Below are 18,303 nucleotides of genomic sequence, written 5' to 3'. Positions count from 1 at the left end.
ATAAAACATGTGGAAGTTTATATTACGGAGATTTTTAGTGATGATCCCGCAATTATTCGTGTTAAGTGTACTTGTCTTTCTATTAGCTAAGGCAATGCCAGGCGATGCCTTAACCGGCAGAGCAGTAAATAATCCGAAAGCAGATCCAAAAGTCATTGAAGAGCAACGCGAAAAATTAGGTTTAAATGATCCCGTTACAACACAATATGTTCGCTGGGTTAAAAATGCTGTGCAAGGTGACTTCGGTATTTCCTATGCACATAAAATGAAAGTAACTGATTTAATCGGTGAACGCCTTGGAAATACAATTTGGTTAGCAATTCTTGTCCTTGTTCTTACTTACGTGATTGCAATTCCACTCGGTGTCATAAGTGGACGTTGGACTGATACATGGGCAGATCGGCTCATTACACTCTATAACTATTTAGGACTTGCTACACCACTATTTATATTTGCATTAATCATGCTCTTCCTATTTGGATTTAAGCTTGCAATATTCCCAACTGGTGGTAGCGTAGATCCTCAAGTTGCAACAGGTACATTCGCTTACTATTTAAGTAAATTGAATCACATGATATTACCAGCCTTATCTGGTGCATTAATTGCAACAGTGGGTACAATCCAATATTTACGAAGTGAAATTATCGATACGAAACATAAAGATTTTGTACGCACAGTAAAAGCAAAAGGTGTTCCAGAATCAAAGGTTTATTCTAGACATATTTTACGTAATTCATTCTTACCAATCGCAGCGTTCTTAGGATATGAAATTACAAGCGTAGTCGCAGGATCAATTTTTCTAGAAAGCATCTTTAGTTATCCTGGTATTGGTCAATTATTTATGCAATCTATTTCTCAACGTGATTTTAGTGTCGTAACTGCACTTGTTTTATTTACTGGATTCGCAACGCTACTCGGGACTCTTCTTTCCGATATTATTCTAAGCATCGTTGATCCACGTATTCGTATTGATTAATGGAGGTGAAGAAACATTATGTTAGCAAATCCCGAAAAACAAACTGAAGTCGTTCATTACGAAAAAAGTCCTTCTGGCTTTTCTGTCATGTGGCGTGAATTTCGTAAAGATAAATTAGCAATGTTTTCACTTTTCTTATTAGCGATCATACTGATAGCCGTTTATACAACATCTTTCATTATGAAGCAGGAGGATATTGTAAAAGTTGATTTATTTTCTATCTACTCTCCACCATCTGGTGAACATTGGTTAGGAACAGATTACGGTGGTAGAGATATTTTTGGGCAACTGATTATTGGAACAAGGAATTCATTTACGATTGGACTTGTAATCACTATTCTCTCCTGTTTAATTGGTCTTTCTATCGGGCTAATCGCTGGTTACTTTGGTGGAACTGTTGATAACATCATTATGCGTATTATTGATTTCAAACTTATTTTACCTTTCCTAATGCTTGTTATCGTACTTATCACAATTGTTCCGGTCTTTAATGTTACTGTATTTATTTTGATCATGAGTATCTTCTTATGGACAGGAAAGGCCAGATTGATTCGTTCCAAAGTATTGACCGAAAAGGAATTGGACTATGTATCTGCATCAAAAACATTAGGTACACCAAACTGGAAGATTATGATGTTTCAAGTGCTACCTAACTTAAGCTCTATTATTATCGTAAGCGTTACATTAAACCTTGCTGGAAACATTGGCATAGAATCTGGGCTAACTTTCTTAGGTTTTGGTCTACCTGAGAGTACACCGAGCCTTGGAACACTTGTTAGTTATGCAACAAATCCTGATGTTTTACAAGAAAAATGGTGGATCTGGTTACCTGCATCACTCATGATTTTAGTGTTGATGCTGTGTATAAATTTTATCGGTCAAGCGCTACGTCGCTCAGCTGATGCGAGACAAAGAAAAGGTTAAGGGGTGGAGACAATGACAAACAAACCAAAATTTTTCAAAGTATTAAGTACACTTGCAGTTTCAACATTACTACTTTCAGCGTGTGGGGGCAGTGGAGGTAGTGAAAAAACGAGCAGCACAAAAAAGGTAGACACTAGCAAATTTAATGAAACTGTTAAAAATGATAAAAAAGAAATTAAAGATGGCTCATTAACATATGGGCTTGTTTCTAACACACCATTTGAAGGACTTTTAAATTTCGCTGTATATGAAGGTGATCCTGACAACCAAGTCATTACTTTCTTTGATGAATCCTTATTAGACAACGACAAAAACTGGGAATACAATAACGAAGGTGCTGCTACGTATGAAATATCAGCAGATAAAAAAACAATTACATTAAAAATTAAAGATAACGTAAAGTGGCATGATGGAAACCCTGTAACAGCTGAAGATTTAGAGTACTCTTACCTTGTAATCGGTAGTAAGCTATATGCTGGATCTCGCTATGACACTCAAATGCAAATGATTGAAGGAATGACTGATTATCACGATGGAAAAACTGATAAAATTTCCGGTGTAAAAGTAATTGATCAAAAAACAATTTCATTTACATTTAAAGAGCCAAATCCTTCTGTGAAAACTGGACTTTGGACATACCCTCTTCATAAAAAATACTTAGCAGATGTACCAATTGATAAATTAGCAGAATCTGATAAAATCCGTAAAAACCCAATTGGTTTCGGACCATTTAAAGTTAAGAAAATTGTTCCTGGAGAATCTGTTGAATTTGAACGTTTCGATGATTATTGGGGTGGAAAACCAAAACTTAAAAATGTAGTCTTAAAAGTTGTAAATCCATCTATCGTTAATGCTTCATTGAAAAATGGTGACATTGACATTGCAGAAGTAAGTGCAGATCAATATCCGAACGTAAGTAAATTAAAGAATGCACAACTAGTTGGAAGAACAGATTTATACTACAGCTACATCGGCTTTAAATTTGGACACATGGATAAAGAAAAACGTGAAATGGTAATGGATAAAGATACATTCAAAGATGTTCGTTTACGTCAAGCGATGGCTTATGCAATTGATCGAAAAGAAATCGGTGAAAAACTATATCACGGTTTACGTTATCCAGCTAACTCACCAATCTCACCAGCTTCACCTAAGTTCCACAATAATAAAGTAGGTGCTTATGATAAAGATGTTGAGAAAGCGAAAAAATTGTTAGACGAAGCTGGATATAAAGATAAAAACGGTGATGGTTTCCGTGAAGACCCTAATGGTAAAGAAGTTAAACTTAACTTCTTATCAATGAGTGGTAGTGATGTAAGTGAACCACTTGCAAAATTCTTTATTCAATCTTGGAAAGAAATTGGCATTAAAGTTGAACTTCTTGACGGTCGCTTACATGAATTTAACTCCTTCTATGATAAGCTGAAAAAAGATGATCCTGCAGTTGATCTATATGCTGGTGCTTTCGGTACTGGTTCTGATCCAGATCCATCTGGCCTTTGGGGACCTGATGCAAGCTTTAACTACCAAAGATGGTCAAATCCTAAAAATACTGAGTTATTAAAAGAAGGTCTTTCTCCAAAAGCTGCTGACGATAAATATCGTACAGAAGTATATGATAAATGGCAAAAACTAATCCATGATGAAGTACCAATGATTCCACTTCATTATAAGTTCGATCTAAAGGGTATCAATAACCGCGTAAAAGATTATAAATATACACCAGAAGATCAATACAAGTGGGGTAAAGTTAGCGTAACAAGCGATAAAGCAGAAACAGAGAAATAAGAAAATAGCTCCTAGCACTGAGGTACATGCTAGGAGCTATTTTTTATTTATAACCCTTCTCTTGCTATTAATAACAATCAATTCCTTCCCTACTCTAAGATTAAAAGATTTGATGAATCATCTTTATTACAACAGCTAACGTAACAGATGCCGCAAATCCTCCTAAACAAATTAAACTTACCCCTTGACTATACGATAAATTTTGCAATGATTTCATTACTTCCATCCTCCCAATCTCCCCTTTGATACTCTTATTTTACCAATGGGAAAAATTTCTTAACATCGATTTTTCTGACAACAAACTTACAAATTTGTAAGTTAACAAATTCTCTTTAAACTTATATATCTAGTATGTCCACGCCCTCTCACTTTATACGCAAAAAAAGACCTCGCATTATATCAAGGTCTTGCTTACACTACAAAATATCTCACTCAATTTATTTAATAATCATCACCGGACATTTCACACGCTTTGCTATTTTATGACTGACACTACCAAGCACCATCTCTTGCAGTGTATTTAGTCCTCTACTCCCAGCAATAACGAGATCTATATCTCCTGTATTTACATATTGCACAATCGTATCTCCTGGATCGCCATGTAATATCGTAATTTTATAAGAAATGTTCTCTTTCTTTAATAAAACTTCAATCTCTTTTAATTTATCTTTTCGACTAGCCGATATTGTTTCTAGATCTGTTTGACCTTGTATAATATCTGATTTTGCCGTTCTATTATCTACTACGTACACAACTTCAACATTTGTTTCTTTGCTACATTTCGCAATATATGTTGCATGTTCCGCTGCTCGAAGTGCATGTTCAGAACCGTCACATGCTAATATAATTTGTTTGTACATATGCTGAATCCCCTTTTCGTTATCCTACCCGTATTATATAATAAAGCCCCCTAAAAAGGAGGCTTCTAACTAGCAATTCTTTTATTATAAGTAGCTAAATTTGAAATAATCTTCGAGCTTCGTTCATTTAATCCCGTTATACTTACTTTCACACCACTTTGTTCATACTTCATGATAACTTTATCAATTGCTGCTACCGCTGAATCATCCCATACGTGTGCGTGAGTAAAATTCAACTCAATTTCTTTTACATCTTCCTCAAATGTAAAATTATTTATAAAGTCTGCTGTAGATGCAAAGAAAAGTTGACCATGAATTTCGTATATTTTCTTATTTTCAATATATAAATGTTTCACGTGAATCTTTGCCATATTGAATGCAAATAAAACCGCACTAATTACTGTTCCGATAATTACACCTAATGCTAAATTATGTGTAATTAAGACAATCACAACTGTTACGATCATAACAAATGCGTTTCCTTTTGGTACTTTATGAATCGTTGTTACAGAGTTCCAATCAAATGTTCCAATTGAAACCATAATCATAACTGCAACTAAAGCTGCCATCGGAATATGAACGACATAATCACCTAAAACGAATAGTAATACGATTAAAAACCCGCCTGCTACAAATGTCGATAAACGACCGCGTCCACCTGATTTAATATTAATAACAGATTGTCCAATCATTGCACAGCCTGCCATTCCTCCGAAGAAACCAGCGACAATATTTGCAAGACCTTGTCCACGTGCTTCTTTATGTTTATTACTTTCTGTATGCGTCATATCATCCAAAACTGAAGCTGTTAATAATGACTCTAGTAAACCGATAATTGCAAGCATAACTGCGTACGGTAAAATGATCCCTAATGTCTCAAGTGTAAAAGGCACGTCAGGCATGCTAAAGAACGGTAATTCTTTCGGTAAACTTCCCATATCCCCGACTGTTTTTAACTGTAATCCGCTCATAAGTGCAATACTTGTCACAATAATAATAGAAATAAGTGTAGACGGTACAGCCGTCGTAATACGTGGAAATACATATATAATTGCAAGTCCTAATGCGACAAGTGCATACATTTGCCAAGTTGCATTTTTAAAATGTGGCAATTGCGCTGTAAAAACTAAAATTCCAAGTGAATTTAAAAACCCACTCATAACAGATTTAGGTACAAACTTCATAAATGAGCTCAGTTTGAACACGCCAAAAATAATTTGGACAATACCGGTTAATATTGTTGTAGCAAATAAATACTGCAAACCGTGATCTTTCACGAGCGTCACCATTAATAATGCCATTGCACCTGTTGCAGCTGAAATCATCCCAGTTCTTCCGCCAACAAATGAAATGGTAACTGCAATACAAAAGGCTGCGTATAGTCCAACGGCCGGATCCACGCCTGCAATAACAGAGAAAGCGATCGCTTCAGGAATTAACGCTAAAGCAACGACAATTCCTGATAGCACATCCCCTTTCACGTTGGAGAACCAGTCATTTTTTATCGTTTGAAACAAAATACCACTCCTCTACTCTTTTATCCCGCATTAACGGGCAGTAAGACCCCCACCTCAAAATTCAGCGGAAGCAAAGAAGTTGGGTGGGGATCAACTGCCCATAAAAGCCCGATTGGTTCAACTAATAATCAGTGGGGGATGAACACCCCCCCACTGATTAAAGTTTCACTTTATCATTTGATTTTCTCCATAAGAAAATCTAAGCCGACTGCACGAAGGATATTATATAACGAGTAGAGATATTTTTGCTATGTAAAAGTTTCCTAAAGAAAAGACGCTACCTTCATAGCGTCTTCTCTCATTTTATTAATGTCCACCGTGACCTTGACCGCTTTCTTGCACAATCTCTAACCTCTCATCCAGTATACCTTGTGTTTCAAATGAAATATCACTCGTACTTCCTAATAAGAAGCCGTGGTTATACGGCCCAAGCGTTGGGTCATCTTTAAACTTCGGCTGAATACTAGCAAGGAATTCATACACTGGTTGTGAAGCTTTCCCTTCTTCTAACAATACAACAGGTGCGTGTTTACCCATATGTGAAAATGGTGCCCCTGCAACTGCTAAGTCTGGTGTTTTGCTTGAAACAAATGATAAACCGTGACCTGGTTTTGTAAACCCCCAGCCAAATTTCGTTTTTTCATCTTTAAACTTCGCAAATGCAACCGAATTTTCTGTTGGAGTCTCTCCACTAATACGCGTTACTTTTCCGTATTTACTTAACTCTTTTTCTACTGCTTTTGAAACAATTTTTTCTGGTCCTAATACATATATATTCGCTTTATCTTTTCTCATCTTTAATGCCTCTATTGTCGCTTCTGGCACTTTATTTTTTTCAGTATATAAAAGCGGTTCTGGCATGTGAGAAATCCAATTTACAGCTGGTGTTGTATATAAACGTCCTTCTTCTTCAGACGAACCGATAATAACACTATTCGGGTAGCTTCCTGTTATATCGGCATATTCTTTATCCACTTCTTTAGCAAATGTAGCTGGATCCGTTTCTTTTATTTGCTTTACTTTATATTCTTTTAATTGCTCAAGGGTAGATTCACCTATATCCCCCATCACCATAATTTGTGTTCCATCTTTCGTTCCGAGCGGATTTAATCGTTTTATTTCTTTTAACGTCACTTCGGGTACCTTTTCTTTTTCTATAAATAAAATCGGCCCGTTATTCGGATGGTGAATAAGATCCGCACTCGCAATACCTAATTGCCACTCGTTTACTGGTACTAAAATAATAGCGCCTGGCTGATTCTCTTTATGCGTTGCTGGCCATATCGTTTGCGAAGTTAATACTGCCATTTGCAGAGGATCGTTTGTGTTTAATCTCGTTACATTTTTTAAGCTTGTCGTTAATAAATCATTCGATGCACCTTCGTTCATTTCTTTAGGCGCAGTTACCTCCTGATTCATTTTCATTTCCTTTTGCTCTGTTTTCTTCTCTTTTGTAGATTCATGATTTTTATGATCTGTATTCGTTTGTCCACACGCCGCAAGACCAACCGCCGCAATTATTGTTATCCCAAAAATTCGGGTCATCTGTTTCACTATACCGCCTCCATTTGAATCGTTTTCGAGCCAATATGATTACCTAAAATGGAATTTCAACTTTACAATAACAAGCAATTCTGAAGAAATTATGCAGATGCATGATAATCTGCACCATTTCTTCATGATTTTGACTTACAATTTAAGTAATAACTACAAATGCGGAGGTACTCTATGGTCGATATACTACTCGTAGATGATGAGCCGAGAATGCTTGAATTATTAACGCTTTATCTTACTCCAATCGGATACAATTGCGTATGTGCAGTATCTGGGGAAGAAGCTATTTCACATATAGAAAATCGAAACTTCAAATTTGTTTTACTCGATATTATGATGCCAAAGATGGATGGGTGGGAAACGTGCAAAAGAATTCGATCCTTTAGTAACGTTCCTATCATTATGGTAACGGCCCGTGATCAAACGGTAGATGTCATCCAAGGGTTAAAACTTGGAGCGGATGATTATGTAACGAAACCTTTCCATGAAGAAGAGCTTTTCGCAAGAATTGAAGCTGTTTTAAGGCGAACGAATCAACACGCGCAAATCCAATATCACGGCATTTTATGGGATGAGGCAAAGCATTTCGTTTCTGTCTATAATGAAGAACTTCTTCTCACTCCAATCGAATTTTCCTTACTCGGGTTATTTTTACGTCATGTGAACTACGTGTTAAGCCGCGATCAGCTCATTGAACGAATTTGGGGATTAAATACAAATACAGAAGATAGAACAGTCGATTCACATATTCGTAATTTGCGTGATAAATTACGAAAATTAAATTTCCCTATTGATCACCATTTGAAAACTGTTTACGGAGTCGGCTATCGATGGGTTGATACTGTAGATTAAGGAGCAAAACGATGAAGCGAATATCTATTCAACTCGGATTTTATTTTTTAATTGTTACACTTTTAATCGAAAGTGTTCTATTTGTCTTGCTTTATTATAGCCTTGTCAACAATAGAGTAAACGAAGAAATGACAGCTTTATTAAAGCGCGGAAATAGTCACCGAGATGTCCTTGAAAAGTATTTTGATAAGCAAACAATCTCCCATGTTGCACTAATGGAATCCGAAGCCGAAACCACTGTCGTTATTACAAATGCAAATAAAGAAGTACTGGCTAAATCCAACGAAATAAATACTACTATAAAAAAGCATATTGAAAAAATGCAAACACGGACAGATCATGACGGAGCAATTATAGAAAATCATTGGAAAACATCTAATTATATATGTACAGTTAGCCCCATTATAGTAGCAGGAAAAACAGAAGGCTACGTATATATGTTTCTCGGAACAGAATCGATTGAGGAAATGGTTAACGGGCTAACAAGACAATTCATTATTGCCGGAGTCATTACGTTTCTATTAACAGCCATCACCATCTTTCTATTATCACGGTTGTTAACAAAACCATTGTTACACATGAAACATGCCACTGAAAAAATGAGTAAAGGCGATTTATCTGTTTCATTAACGACTACTCGAAATGATGAAATTGGTGAACTAACCTCATCCATTCAAACGCTCGCTAATGATTTACATTATATGAAAACAGAGCGAAGTGAATTTCTAGCAAGTGTTGCTCATGAATTACGAACACCGTTAACATACGTAAGAGGTTACGCTGACATTGCTTTAAAAGAAACCACATCTCCTGAGCAACGTTTGCGATATTTATCTATTATAAAAGATGAGTCTGATTATATTACGAACTTAGTTCAAGATTTATTTTCACTTGCACAAATGGAACAACATAACTTTTCTATTCAAGTAAAGGAAGTACACTTACACACCTTCCTTACTCGCATAGCCGAAAAAGTAAATACCATATATAAAGAAAGATACATTAAAGTCTCTTTCTCTTGTCCTCCTTCACTGCTAGTAAACTTAGATGAACAGCGATTTGAACAAGTTATAATAAACATTTTAAATAACGCTTATAGACATTCAAAAGAACATTCTCATATAAACATTTCTGTTACAGAAGAACATAAAAGTATCTCCATTACAATTGAAGATGAAGGCGAAGGTATTCCGCCTGAAGACCTCCCTCACATTTTCGACCGTTTTTATCGAGTTGATAAAGCAAGATCACGAGCTACAGGCGGAACTGGTTTAGGGCTATCTATCGTGAAAGAAATTGTAGAACTACACGGCGGGAATATTACTGTAACGAGCGAAGTCGATCATGGGTCTTGCTTTATCATTTCATTGCCATCTATATAGAAATACAACTATCATCAATTAACAAGTTCAGTTTTGATTTACAAAATCACATCATAATTAGCATATGAAAACGCCCAGAGTTCAAAAACTCTAGGCGTCTTTTATTTTCTTATTGAACTAAATTCTCCTTTAGCTTAAATCAAATTAAAGACAAAACTTAAATAAATTTCTAAACATATTCATTTCACACTCTTTATTCTAAAAAGAATCTTTAATTCTACTTAAAGTAACACACTTTATATTTGTAATGGTTTATAAGCCAATGCTTTATCTATAATTTCTCTGGCAGTTAATTCTTCATCACTCCAGAAAATATAATCACTTATTTTAGGGTCAATAACAGACGATTTAACCATGTCCAACCAAATTGCCAGCTCCCATTCTTCTCCTTCTGTATCCATAAGTTTTTGAACCAAGGTAACTAACTCTTCTCTATTTAACTCTCCTAACTTTATATTTTTATGATTAATAGCTCTTTTTACAATGTATTCTGCACCGTAGTCAGCAAAAAATAATTCTTTTGCACGTGGATAAGGAACACTCTTTTCAAATACAGTCAGTTTATGTTCAAAATCTTCTCCAAAATCTTGTAGCTCTTGAATTTCTAAAACTAATTTTAATAGTTTCTTTTCATCCAATTCCTCACTCCCTTTATTCAAGACAACCACCTCAGTAATCTAAGTACATTTCTTCATAATTTCCATATTCATTTCAACATAAAATTACAATTTCCCTTTTGAATTATCGAAATTAATATGTTATCCCTTATGTTAATTGATATGTTAAAGACAGATAAATATTGATATAACTAGGAATAAGAATAGACCAAATCAGATGTGATTTGGTCTATTCATTGGTAGGTTATTCACTTTACCTCATAATATAAATTTACAAATTGCCCAAAACGTTTCGTATCCGTTAAAGTTAAATTAATTTCCGGGTTCTTGTCTTGAAACAACGGAACTCCAGAACCTAATATATGCGGTGTAATCGTAACGATATATTCATCAATTAGATTATTCTTAAAGAATTCTCTCAGTAGCTCTCCTCCACCGACCATCCATATTTTAGATCCTTCTTGTGCTTTTAACCTTTTTGTAAACTCCACTACATCTTCATTTACAAACTCCACGTTTCCGTCTGAACCTTTTTCTGAACGAGAAAAAACATAACATGCTTTATCTAAGTACGGGAATGTTTCCGTATGCTCTACTACATAATCGTATGTTTTCTTTCCCATAATTATTGTATCAATCGTTTCGTACATTTCTGTATAACCGTTATCTCCCTCTCCTTCCGTTTCCATTAACCACTCTAAATCATCATTTTCTTTCGCAATATATCCATCTAAGCTCGCCGCAATAAATAAAACTATTTCACGTGACATATTTTTTCCTCCTTATATCTCATCTTGATAACATATGATGTAAACAATATACTAACAATAAAACATGACACTTTATGTCATGTTAAAAAGAAAAAGGTGATACATTTGTCAAAAGCTAAACGCTTATTAGATATTCTTATATTTGCTTCTGCCAAAAGGACATTTACAGCTCAAGAAATAGCTGATGAATTTAATATCTCCTTTCGTACTGTCCATAGATACATTTTAGATTTAAGTGATATGGGATTACCCATTTACGCAGAACAAGGTCGTAACGGAGGCTATAAAGTATTAACGAATAGAATCATTCCACCTATCTTATTTACGGAAGAAGAAGCAGTCTCCATCTTTTTTGCTTTTCAATCTTTAAGTTACTATCGAGACTTACCTTTTAACACAGAGATCAATTCCGTTACACATAAACTGTATAGCTCCCTACAACATGATGCGAAAGCGAAAGTTGATAAAATACATTCTTATATCGCCTTTTGGAATCCGAAGAGAACAATTGATACACCACTTTTAAACGAAGTGTTAACCGCGGCTATTGAAAATAAAAATTTACACTTTCAATACGAATCTAAATCGGGGATAAAAACAAAACATGTTCATCCTATCGGTGTATATGCTCATGACGGGTTATGGTACTTACCATCCTACGACTTTAGTAGAAAAAAAATATTACTGTATCGCGTCGATCGTATTCTCTCCATATTATCGATGGAAGAAAATGAAAGTACGTTCATGAATTTAGAAGAATGGTTTGACTCTAGCTCTAACGTAGTGCACATTCCTACCCAGTTACATGTCTCATTAACAGCAGAAGGCGTGCGCCAATGTAAAAGCGTTCCTTACCTTGAAGAATTCGTGGTAGTAAACGCAGACGGAACAGGATATATACATTCACCAATTGATAAAGGAGAAATCAATTTTATTACACCTTTATTTTATAGACTTGGAAAAGATGCACAAGTGTTAGAACCGAAAGAATTAATAGATGGTTTACGTATACGTGCGAAAGAAGTTTTACATATGTATGGAGACGAAAAAAGCTGCTAAACATAAGCAGCTTTTTGGTTCAGTTTTTCCTATTGTTTTTACTATTGACGAATATCAAACCACCAACGATGTTTCGCATTCATATTTTCAGTGTCACCAGTCCCTCTGTATTTGAAAGCATCCAAAAAGATTGAATCTAGTTTATCCTCATCTACAAAATAACCTAAATTAACCTTCACCGTTTGTCCTGGTCGGATACTGCCAATATTGTAAAAGCTTTTCCCGTCTCCGTGAGGTTCTAAATAATCAACTTCGCCCGTCATAATATTTTTCTCAGCAATTCCATCTTCTTTAGCGTAGTTCCATGCATTACCTTCAGATTTAAGCAGTTTTATAGATGGATGCATATAAATTTCTTCTGTCGCCTGCTTATCTATATTTTTCACTGTTGTTGTTAGATAAACAAATTTAGGATGAACTAATTTTGACTCTACTAATTGATCAATTGAATCTTTACCATTTCCAATTTTATATTTATCCCTTCTATATGGTATCAATTGACCAGCTTGATCCAAAGCCTGATTCCTGCTTAGTATTCCTAAGCCCATTTCATTAAAGTTCTCTTGTTTAAAATCTTTAATCGAATCAAAAACTTCAACTTTTTCTATCACATATTCAATTTGGCTGTTATCCATAGATATCGTTACTGAAACCTTTTGCCCTATATGAAATAGTCGTTTGCTATCTTTTTTCAAAGGAATTACCTTAGTTGTTTTACCTTCTTGGCTAAAATACTTTTTATCATAATCGCTTATATATGATGACTTTTCTTTTGACGTGGGCTCAAGTGAAATGCTCCCTAGCACATCTATCATTTGTTCTTCGTTTATATCGTTTCCAATATAACTTTGTAACATAATTCCCTCTTCCTCAAAATAGAGAAAAATCACTCTATTAAACATTAAATCTTTATTACCAGTTTCTCTATGGACAATTACTGCCTTCTTACCATTTATCTCTTTTTCTTCATAACTTTTCGAGTACAGAGTTGGAAAATCTGAATTCCCTCCTACTCTCCAAAGAGCAAATGAAAATCCCCCCATTGCGTCGTTATCTTTAAATGAATATTTCATAGCACTGTCATCAATTGCTTCCATATTTTCTGGCAATTTACCAATCTTCAACTTATACCACTTGTCACTCTTTTTCGAGTCATTGTTTGTTACTGAAACATTTACTTCGTAATTTTGTTTTTGGACAATCATATTATAGACTTTCACTGCCCCAAAAACGGTTGTCGGCATGCCAATCAATAAGCAAGCAGCAGCGATTAACATACGATGTTTTTTACGCTTTTTCTGCGGTTGTCCATCTTTCAGCTTCATTTCCTCCATCAACAATTTCTTTTTGTGCATATATGTATGTGAAAATTCATGCTGTTCTTCGAGTTTATCAAAATCATCTAAAGCAATTTTTTCTGCAAGTTCATATATTTCTTTGGAGTTCTTTGAATTCGTCATGTTGTATACCTCCTATCATATTTTGAACTCGTTTTCGAGCGCGTTCAAACTGCTTACGGACATTGGCCTCCGTTATCCCCATGACACTTGAAATTTCTTGATACGTTAAGTTATAGAAGACTTTGTACTTAAACACCTGTCTGTTCGATTCATTTAACTCTTTTAGCAATGTATCAATTTGAACCTCAGACATTTTACGTTTTTCCCAATCTTCAATATTTTCATCTACTGCTTCTGTTGATTCTCTTTCATATTCTTCTAAGAATGTTTCATGTCGTTTATTTTTCCGATAACTATCAATCGCCTTGTTTTTCGCGACCCTCAAAATGTAGCGTTTAAGCTCTTCAGTGCTCAAGCTATGGAGCTTTTCCAAGTTCTTATAAAGAGTAATAAACGTCTCTTGAACCGCATCTTCAGCCTGCTGAATATTATTTAAAATAGAATAAGCCACATAATAAATTTTTTGTTCGTACAACTCATATAGCTCTTCCATCTTTTCATAATCGTTGTTTGTAACTTTCATATAATTCCTCCTCTCACTCTATATAACGAATGAGCGCTATACTTTGTGACACTGCAAAATCTTTTTATAGATAAAATTTAATAATAGAATAAATAAAAGCCCAATTTCTCTATTGTAACTGAGAAATTGAGCTTTTTGTTTATTGTAATTTTCCTGACTGCCCCGTTAAAAACAACTCTCTTACGCCTTTTCAGTAAGCAGCATTTGCTCTATCGCTTCTTTTAACAAATTCTTTGTCTCTTCCAAGTTATAATTCTTCTTTTCTCCTAGCTGTACCGTATAAAACTCGGCAAACGAGCGCTCTTTATATCTTGGTATGACATGCATATGGTAATGTGTTAACTCGTTAAAGATTCCACCATTTTGGCAAATTGTAATTCCGTCAGGTTTATATAATGCCTTAATCGATTTTGTAATCAGCTTAGAAGCATCCATAATGGATTTTGCTACAACATCATCTAATTCGTCTACTTCTACAACATGTTGCTTTGGCACAATTAAAGTATGTCCTGGATAGAAAGGTTCATGATCTAAAAAACATGTTACATAGTCATCTTCATATATTTTATATATAATTTCTTCTTCGTTGGCTAATTTACACCCTAAACATTCCATCATATTTCCCCCTTTATTAAAAACATAAAAACGTGAGAGCCGTATTCTCACGTTTTTATGTTTCATTTTATTAGTTCAATTGTTTCCGTAACCTTTATACTATCTTTTACAGATTGAACAATCGTACAATTTTTCACTGCAAGTTGCAGCGCCTTGTCCAACTGCTCTTCTGTAATGTTTTGTGCTTTGATTTTATAGTGCAAATGAACACTTTCAACTGGTTTTGATACAGCTTCACTTCTACCAATTTCAGTCTCAATTGTAAACGTATCGTATGTAATACGTTTCTTTTCTAAAATTGTTCGGAAGACAATTGCACTACATCCTGCGATAGAAGAAATGAGTAATTGTAACGGTGAATACCCGTTTTCTTTTCCAATCGCTAATTGACCATACGATAAATCTGCTTCTATATCATCGTGTTTGATTGTTAGTTTCATTTGTTTTTTCCATCTCCACTTTCATCGGTTTCTTCCGTTTCTTACTCATATAATAATATATATAGCAGAAAATGATAAATGGAATACCACAGTATAACGCCATTCTTTGTTCAGGAATAAACGCTAAACTAATAACAACGATGCTATTTGTAATTAAAGCTAAAATTGGAACAATCGGGTATAGTGGTGTTCTATACTTTAAGTCCTCTAACTTTCCTCCGCCTTTTATATACTGACTTCTAAAGCGAAGTTGCGATAAAGCAATAATGATCCAACTTGAAACAGCCGATAAACCAGCTATCGATAATAAGTACATGTATACTGTATCTTCTGCAAGGAAACTTGTGAATAGAGATAATCCAGCTACCGCAATCGTTACGACTAACGCTGTAATTGGAATACCACGCTTATTTACTTTCTGGAAAGATGTTGGTGCCATTCCTTCATTTGCAAGTGACCATAATATACGAGTTGCCGCATATAAGCCTGAATTCGCTACAGATAGTAACGCTGTAATAATAACGAAGTTCATAATATCAGCTGCGTATGGAATACCGATTTTATCAAATACAACTACAAATGGACTTTCAATTACCCCTGCTTCTTTCCAAGAAATTAATCCTACTAAAATCGTCATTGTTAAAATGAAGAATAACATAATGCGCCATACTGTATTACGGATCGCACGTGGAATTGTTTTTTCTGGATTTTCACTTTCTCCCGCTGCAATCCCGATTAACTCTGTTCCTTGGAACGAGAAGTTAACTGTAATCATTGTAAGTAATACGGCAGCTAGTCCATTCGGGAATAACCCGCCATCGCTTACAAAGTTAGAGAAAAGAGGTGCTGCTTCTTTTCCATCGTATGGTAAAAACCCTAATAATGCACTACCACCAAGAACAACAAACGCAAGAATTGTAACTACTTTAATACTAGAGAACCAAAACTCTAATTCAGCATAACTCTTCGCTGAGATAGCGTTTGAAGCATATAAAATAACGCCGAATACGAGACACCATACCCAAACATCAACATTTGGAAACCATCTTTTCATCATTAAACCGATTGACGTTAACTCTAAACCTACTGTCACTGCCCAGCCAAGCCAATATAGCCAGCCGATCATAAAGCCCGTTCCTGGTCCAATAAACTTCGTCGCATACTTTTGGAAAGATCCTGAAACTGGCATTGCTACCGTTAACTCTCCAAGACAAAGCATTGTTAAATACATAATAAATCCGCCCACTAAATATGAAAGGATGGCTCCCCCTGGTCCAGCCTGATTAATGGTGTAACCTGAACCTAAGAAAAAACCAGTCCCGATTACACCACCTAGTGCGATCATAAATAAATGTCTACTCTTCATCGTACGATGTAATTTCTCATTCGTTGATTGCTGCATCTAAATCCTCCCCCTACCGATACCCCTATATCTTGTTAAAATTTTCTGATAATAAAAATATACACGAAAGCGATTACAATTTCTATATAAAATTAAAACTTTTCTGATAAAATAATATAAAAAATCTAATTATTGCAAGATTTAGATTCTATTTAGAGGAAAATAAGGATAAACAAGGAAAACCCTTACATATATTGTAAGAGTCAACGAAGTTCTAATCTTCTCGATAAAATTGATAAACTATAATTTACGATAAAGTACATACAAGCTACTACTATAAACGTTGGAATCGTATAATTTACATTCTGTCCGCTAATAATTTGGGCATTATGCATAAGCTCTGGCAGTGATATAACAACTGCTAATGATGTATCTTTCAGCAATGAAATAAACTGACTGACAAGCGGCGGGACCATTCTTCTTAATGCTTGTGGTAAAATAATATGCCACAACGCTTGAACATACGTTAATCCTGAAGATCTTGCGGCCTCAATCTGTCCTTTTTCAATAGATAATAAACCACTTCGAACAATTTCAGATATCATCGCTGCTTCAAATATTGTTAAAGCAACAATTACGGCCGTTATAATTTCTAATTTCAAGCCTACTTCTGGAAGTGCAAAATACGTGAAAAATATAATTAAAAGTAGTGGTAAGTTTCGAATCACTTCAACGATAATCCCTAATATTTGTGAGACGACAGGTATTTTCATGTAGCGCAATATCCCTATTACACTACCAATAATAAAACTAAGTACAATCGCGACGAGCGCTACCTCTAACGTTATAAGCAATCCTTTTAATAAAAATAGAATATGATCACCTGTTATGGCTCCCTTAAAATCCATTTACACCGCCTCCTTTGCCAAGCGTTTTTCTAAATAACGCACTAGCATACTGAGCGGAATTGTTAATATTAAATAAAACATCCCGACAAATATATAAACGTCGAACGTAACAAATGTCTTCGTTGAAATTAAATCTCCTTGATACATCAAATCGGTACCAGCGATAATTCCGAGTATGGAAGAGTTTTTTACTAAATTGAGAAATTGATTTCCTAGAGGAGGGATTACGATTTTCATCGCCTGGGGTAAAACAACATAATACATCGCCTGTACATACGTTAACCCTGAAGACCGTGCTGCTTCCATTTGTCCTTTCGCGACTGATAAAATGCCTGCCCGAATGACTTCCGCAATAAAAGCTGCAGTATACACAGTAAGCGTAACTGTTCCTGCTACAAAACCATTTAAAGTAATTCCTATTACAGGTAAAGCGAAATAAAATATAAATGCAATTAATACGAGTGGAATATTTCTTACAAACTCTACAAAAGCCGTTCCCAACCAATTTAAAATACGAATAGGCGCAATGCGCATTACAGCCAAAATTACTCCCAAAATAAAGCTGCCTATTAACGCAATTACACTAGACATAACTGTATACTTAAAGCCCTCTAAATACATATCAATGTTATTCGTCAATATAGAAAAATCAGGCACATATTCTCCCCTCTTTCTTTACAAGAAGAGGATGAGCATCCCTCATCCTCTTACTATTT

Annotated in this window: 19 protein-coding genes; 6 read left to right on the top strand and 13 right to left on the bottom strand. The window is 35.1% G+C overall.

The annotated features are described in order from the left end of the window. The first annotated feature begins 7 nt into the window (after positions 1-7). Genes opp4B through opp4A form a run of 3 tightly spaced genes read left to right on the top strand, consistent with a single transcriptional unit; the run spans position 8 to position 3,688 of the window. Positions 8-976, top strand: coding sequence for an oligopeptide ABC transporter permease (opp4B, locus tag JDS82_RS21795; RefSeq protein WP_098264666.1), 969 nt, complete (start codon positions 8-10; stop codon positions 974-976). A gap of 18 nt (positions 977-994) precedes the next feature. Further along, positions 995-1,900 carry an ABC transporter permease gene (locus tag JDS82_RS21790; protein ID WP_140972103.1) on the top strand — a complete coding sequence of 302 codons (906 nt, stop codon included), beginning with the start codon at positions 995-997 and terminating at the stop codon, positions 1,898-1,900. 12 nt (positions 1,901-1,912) lie between these two features. Beyond that, a complete protein-coding gene (opp4A, locus tag JDS82_RS21785) occupies positions 1,913-3,688 on the top strand; it encodes an oligopeptide ABC transporter substrate-binding protein (RefSeq protein ID WP_199713939.1) in 1,776 nt (591 codons plus the stop codon). 100 nt (positions 3,689-3,788) lie between these two features. Here opp4A and JDS82_RS21780 read toward each other — a convergent pair whose 3' ends face one another. The 4 genes from JDS82_RS21780 to JDS82_RS21765 form a co-directional block, all read right to left on the bottom strand. Further along, positions 3,789-3,914: a DUF4027 family protein gene (locus tag JDS82_RS21780; RefSeq protein ID WP_000453510.1), complete on the bottom strand. Its 126-nt coding sequence runs from the start codon at positions 3,912-3,914 to the stop codon at positions 3,789-3,791. A 211-nt stretch (positions 3,915-4,125) separates the two neighbouring features. Then, positions 4,126-4,548: a universal stress protein gene (locus JDS82_RS21775; RefSeq protein ID WP_199713938.1), complete on the bottom strand. Its 423-nt coding sequence runs from the start codon at positions 4,546-4,548 to the stop codon at positions 4,126-4,128. Positions 4,549-4,613: 65 nt separating this feature from the next. Beyond that, positions 4,614-6,065: a SulP family inorganic anion transporter gene (locus tag JDS82_RS21770; protein ID WP_199713937.1), complete on the bottom strand. Its 1,452-nt coding sequence runs from the start codon at positions 6,063-6,065 to the stop codon at positions 4,614-4,616. Positions 6,066-6,371: 306 nt separating this feature from the next. Continuing rightward, complete coding sequence (locus tag JDS82_RS21765; protein ID WP_199713936.1) at positions 6,372-7,619, bottom strand: cell wall-binding repeat-containing protein; 1,248 nt, start codon at positions 7,617-7,619, stop codon at positions 6,372-6,374. A gap of 174 nt (positions 7,620-7,793) precedes the next feature. On the opposite strand from JDS82_RS21765, the gene JDS82_RS21760 reads away from it, so the two are divergent. Both JDS82_RS21760 and JDS82_RS21755 read left to right on the top strand, forming a co-directional pair. Continuing rightward, the gene (locus JDS82_RS21760) at positions 7,794-8,471 is read left to right on the top strand and encodes a response regulator transcription factor (protein WP_000227656.1); all 678 of its coding nucleotides are present in this window, start codon (positions 7,794-7,796) and stop codon (positions 8,469-8,471) included. 11 nt (positions 8,472-8,482) lie between these two features. Then, entirely contained in the window at positions 8,483-9,853 is a 1,371-nt protein-coding gene (locus JDS82_RS21755; protein ID WP_061673495.1) for a sensor histidine kinase, read from the top strand. A gap of 236 nt (positions 9,854-10,089) precedes the next feature. Here the strand turns inward: JDS82_RS21755 and JDS82_RS21750 are convergent, their stop codons facing one another. Next, complete coding sequence (locus JDS82_RS21750; protein WP_001032608.1) at positions 10,090-10,512, bottom strand: hypothetical protein; 423 nt, start codon at positions 10,510-10,512, stop codon at positions 10,090-10,092. Between the two features lie 206 nt (positions 10,513-10,718). After that, positions 10,719-11,240, bottom strand: a complete 522-nt coding sequence (locus tag JDS82_RS21745) for a dihydrofolate reductase family protein (protein ID WP_048567099.1) — start codon at positions 11,238-11,240, stop codon at positions 10,719-10,721. Between the two features lie 105 nt (positions 11,241-11,345). Here JDS82_RS21745 and JDS82_RS21740 point away from each other — a divergent pair, with 105 nt between their 5' ends. Next, entirely contained in the window at positions 11,346-12,299 is a 954-nt protein-coding gene (locus JDS82_RS21740; protein WP_242474923.1) for a helix-turn-helix transcriptional regulator, read from the top strand. Positions 12,300-12,340: 41 nt separating this feature from the next. On the opposite strand, the gene JDS82_RS21735 is transcribed toward JDS82_RS21740, so the two are convergent. The 7 genes from JDS82_RS21735 to JDS82_RS21705 all read right to left on the bottom strand — a co-directional run bounded on the left by JDS82_RS21735 (position 12,341) and on the right by JDS82_RS21705 (position 18,244). Then, positions 12,341-13,759, bottom strand: coding sequence for an anti-sigma factor (locus tag JDS82_RS21735; protein WP_199713935.1), 1,419 nt, complete (start codon positions 13,757-13,759; stop codon positions 12,341-12,343). Next, positions 13,725-14,282, bottom strand: a complete 558-nt coding sequence (locus JDS82_RS21730; RefSeq protein WP_000869278.1) for an RNA polymerase sigma factor — start codon at positions 14,280-14,282, stop codon at positions 13,725-13,727. The genes JDS82_RS21735 and JDS82_RS21730 overlap by 35 nt, the downstream gene beginning before the upstream one ends. A 180-nt stretch (positions 14,283-14,462) precedes the next feature. After that, on the bottom strand, positions 14,463-14,897 hold the full coding sequence (locus JDS82_RS21725; RefSeq protein ID WP_000388966.1) for an HIT family protein: 435 nt from the start codon (positions 14,895-14,897) through the stop codon (positions 14,463-14,465). Between the two features lie 62 nt (positions 14,898-14,959). Beyond that, complete coding sequence (locus JDS82_RS21720) at positions 14,960-15,337, bottom strand: OsmC family protein (protein ID WP_000778833.1); 378 nt, start codon at positions 15,335-15,337, stop codon at positions 14,960-14,962. Further along, positions 15,312-16,739, bottom strand: coding sequence for an amino acid permease (locus JDS82_RS21715; protein ID WP_199713934.1), 1,428 nt, complete (start codon positions 16,737-16,739; stop codon positions 15,312-15,314). Before JDS82_RS21715 ends, JDS82_RS21720 begins: the two co-directional genes overlap by 26 nt. Positions 16,740-16,942: 203 nt before the next feature. Then, entirely contained in the window at positions 16,943-17,587 is a 645-nt protein-coding gene (locus tag JDS82_RS21710) for an amino acid ABC transporter permease (protein ID WP_199713933.1), read from the bottom strand. Next, positions 17,588-18,244: an amino acid ABC transporter permease gene (locus JDS82_RS21705; protein WP_001112679.1), complete on the bottom strand. Its 657-nt coding sequence runs from the start codon at positions 18,242-18,244 to the stop codon at positions 17,588-17,590. It abuts the gene before it with no gap. Between the last annotated feature and the right edge of the window lie 59 nt (positions 18,245-18,303).

The organism is Bacillus cereus group sp. N14 (genome assembly GCF_016483555.1).
Taxonomy (GTDB): Bacteria; Bacillota; Bacilli; order Bacillales; family Bacillaceae_G; genus Bacillus_A; species Bacillus_A wiedmannii.
This window is presented reverse-complemented; position numbering and strand designations above follow the sequence as displayed.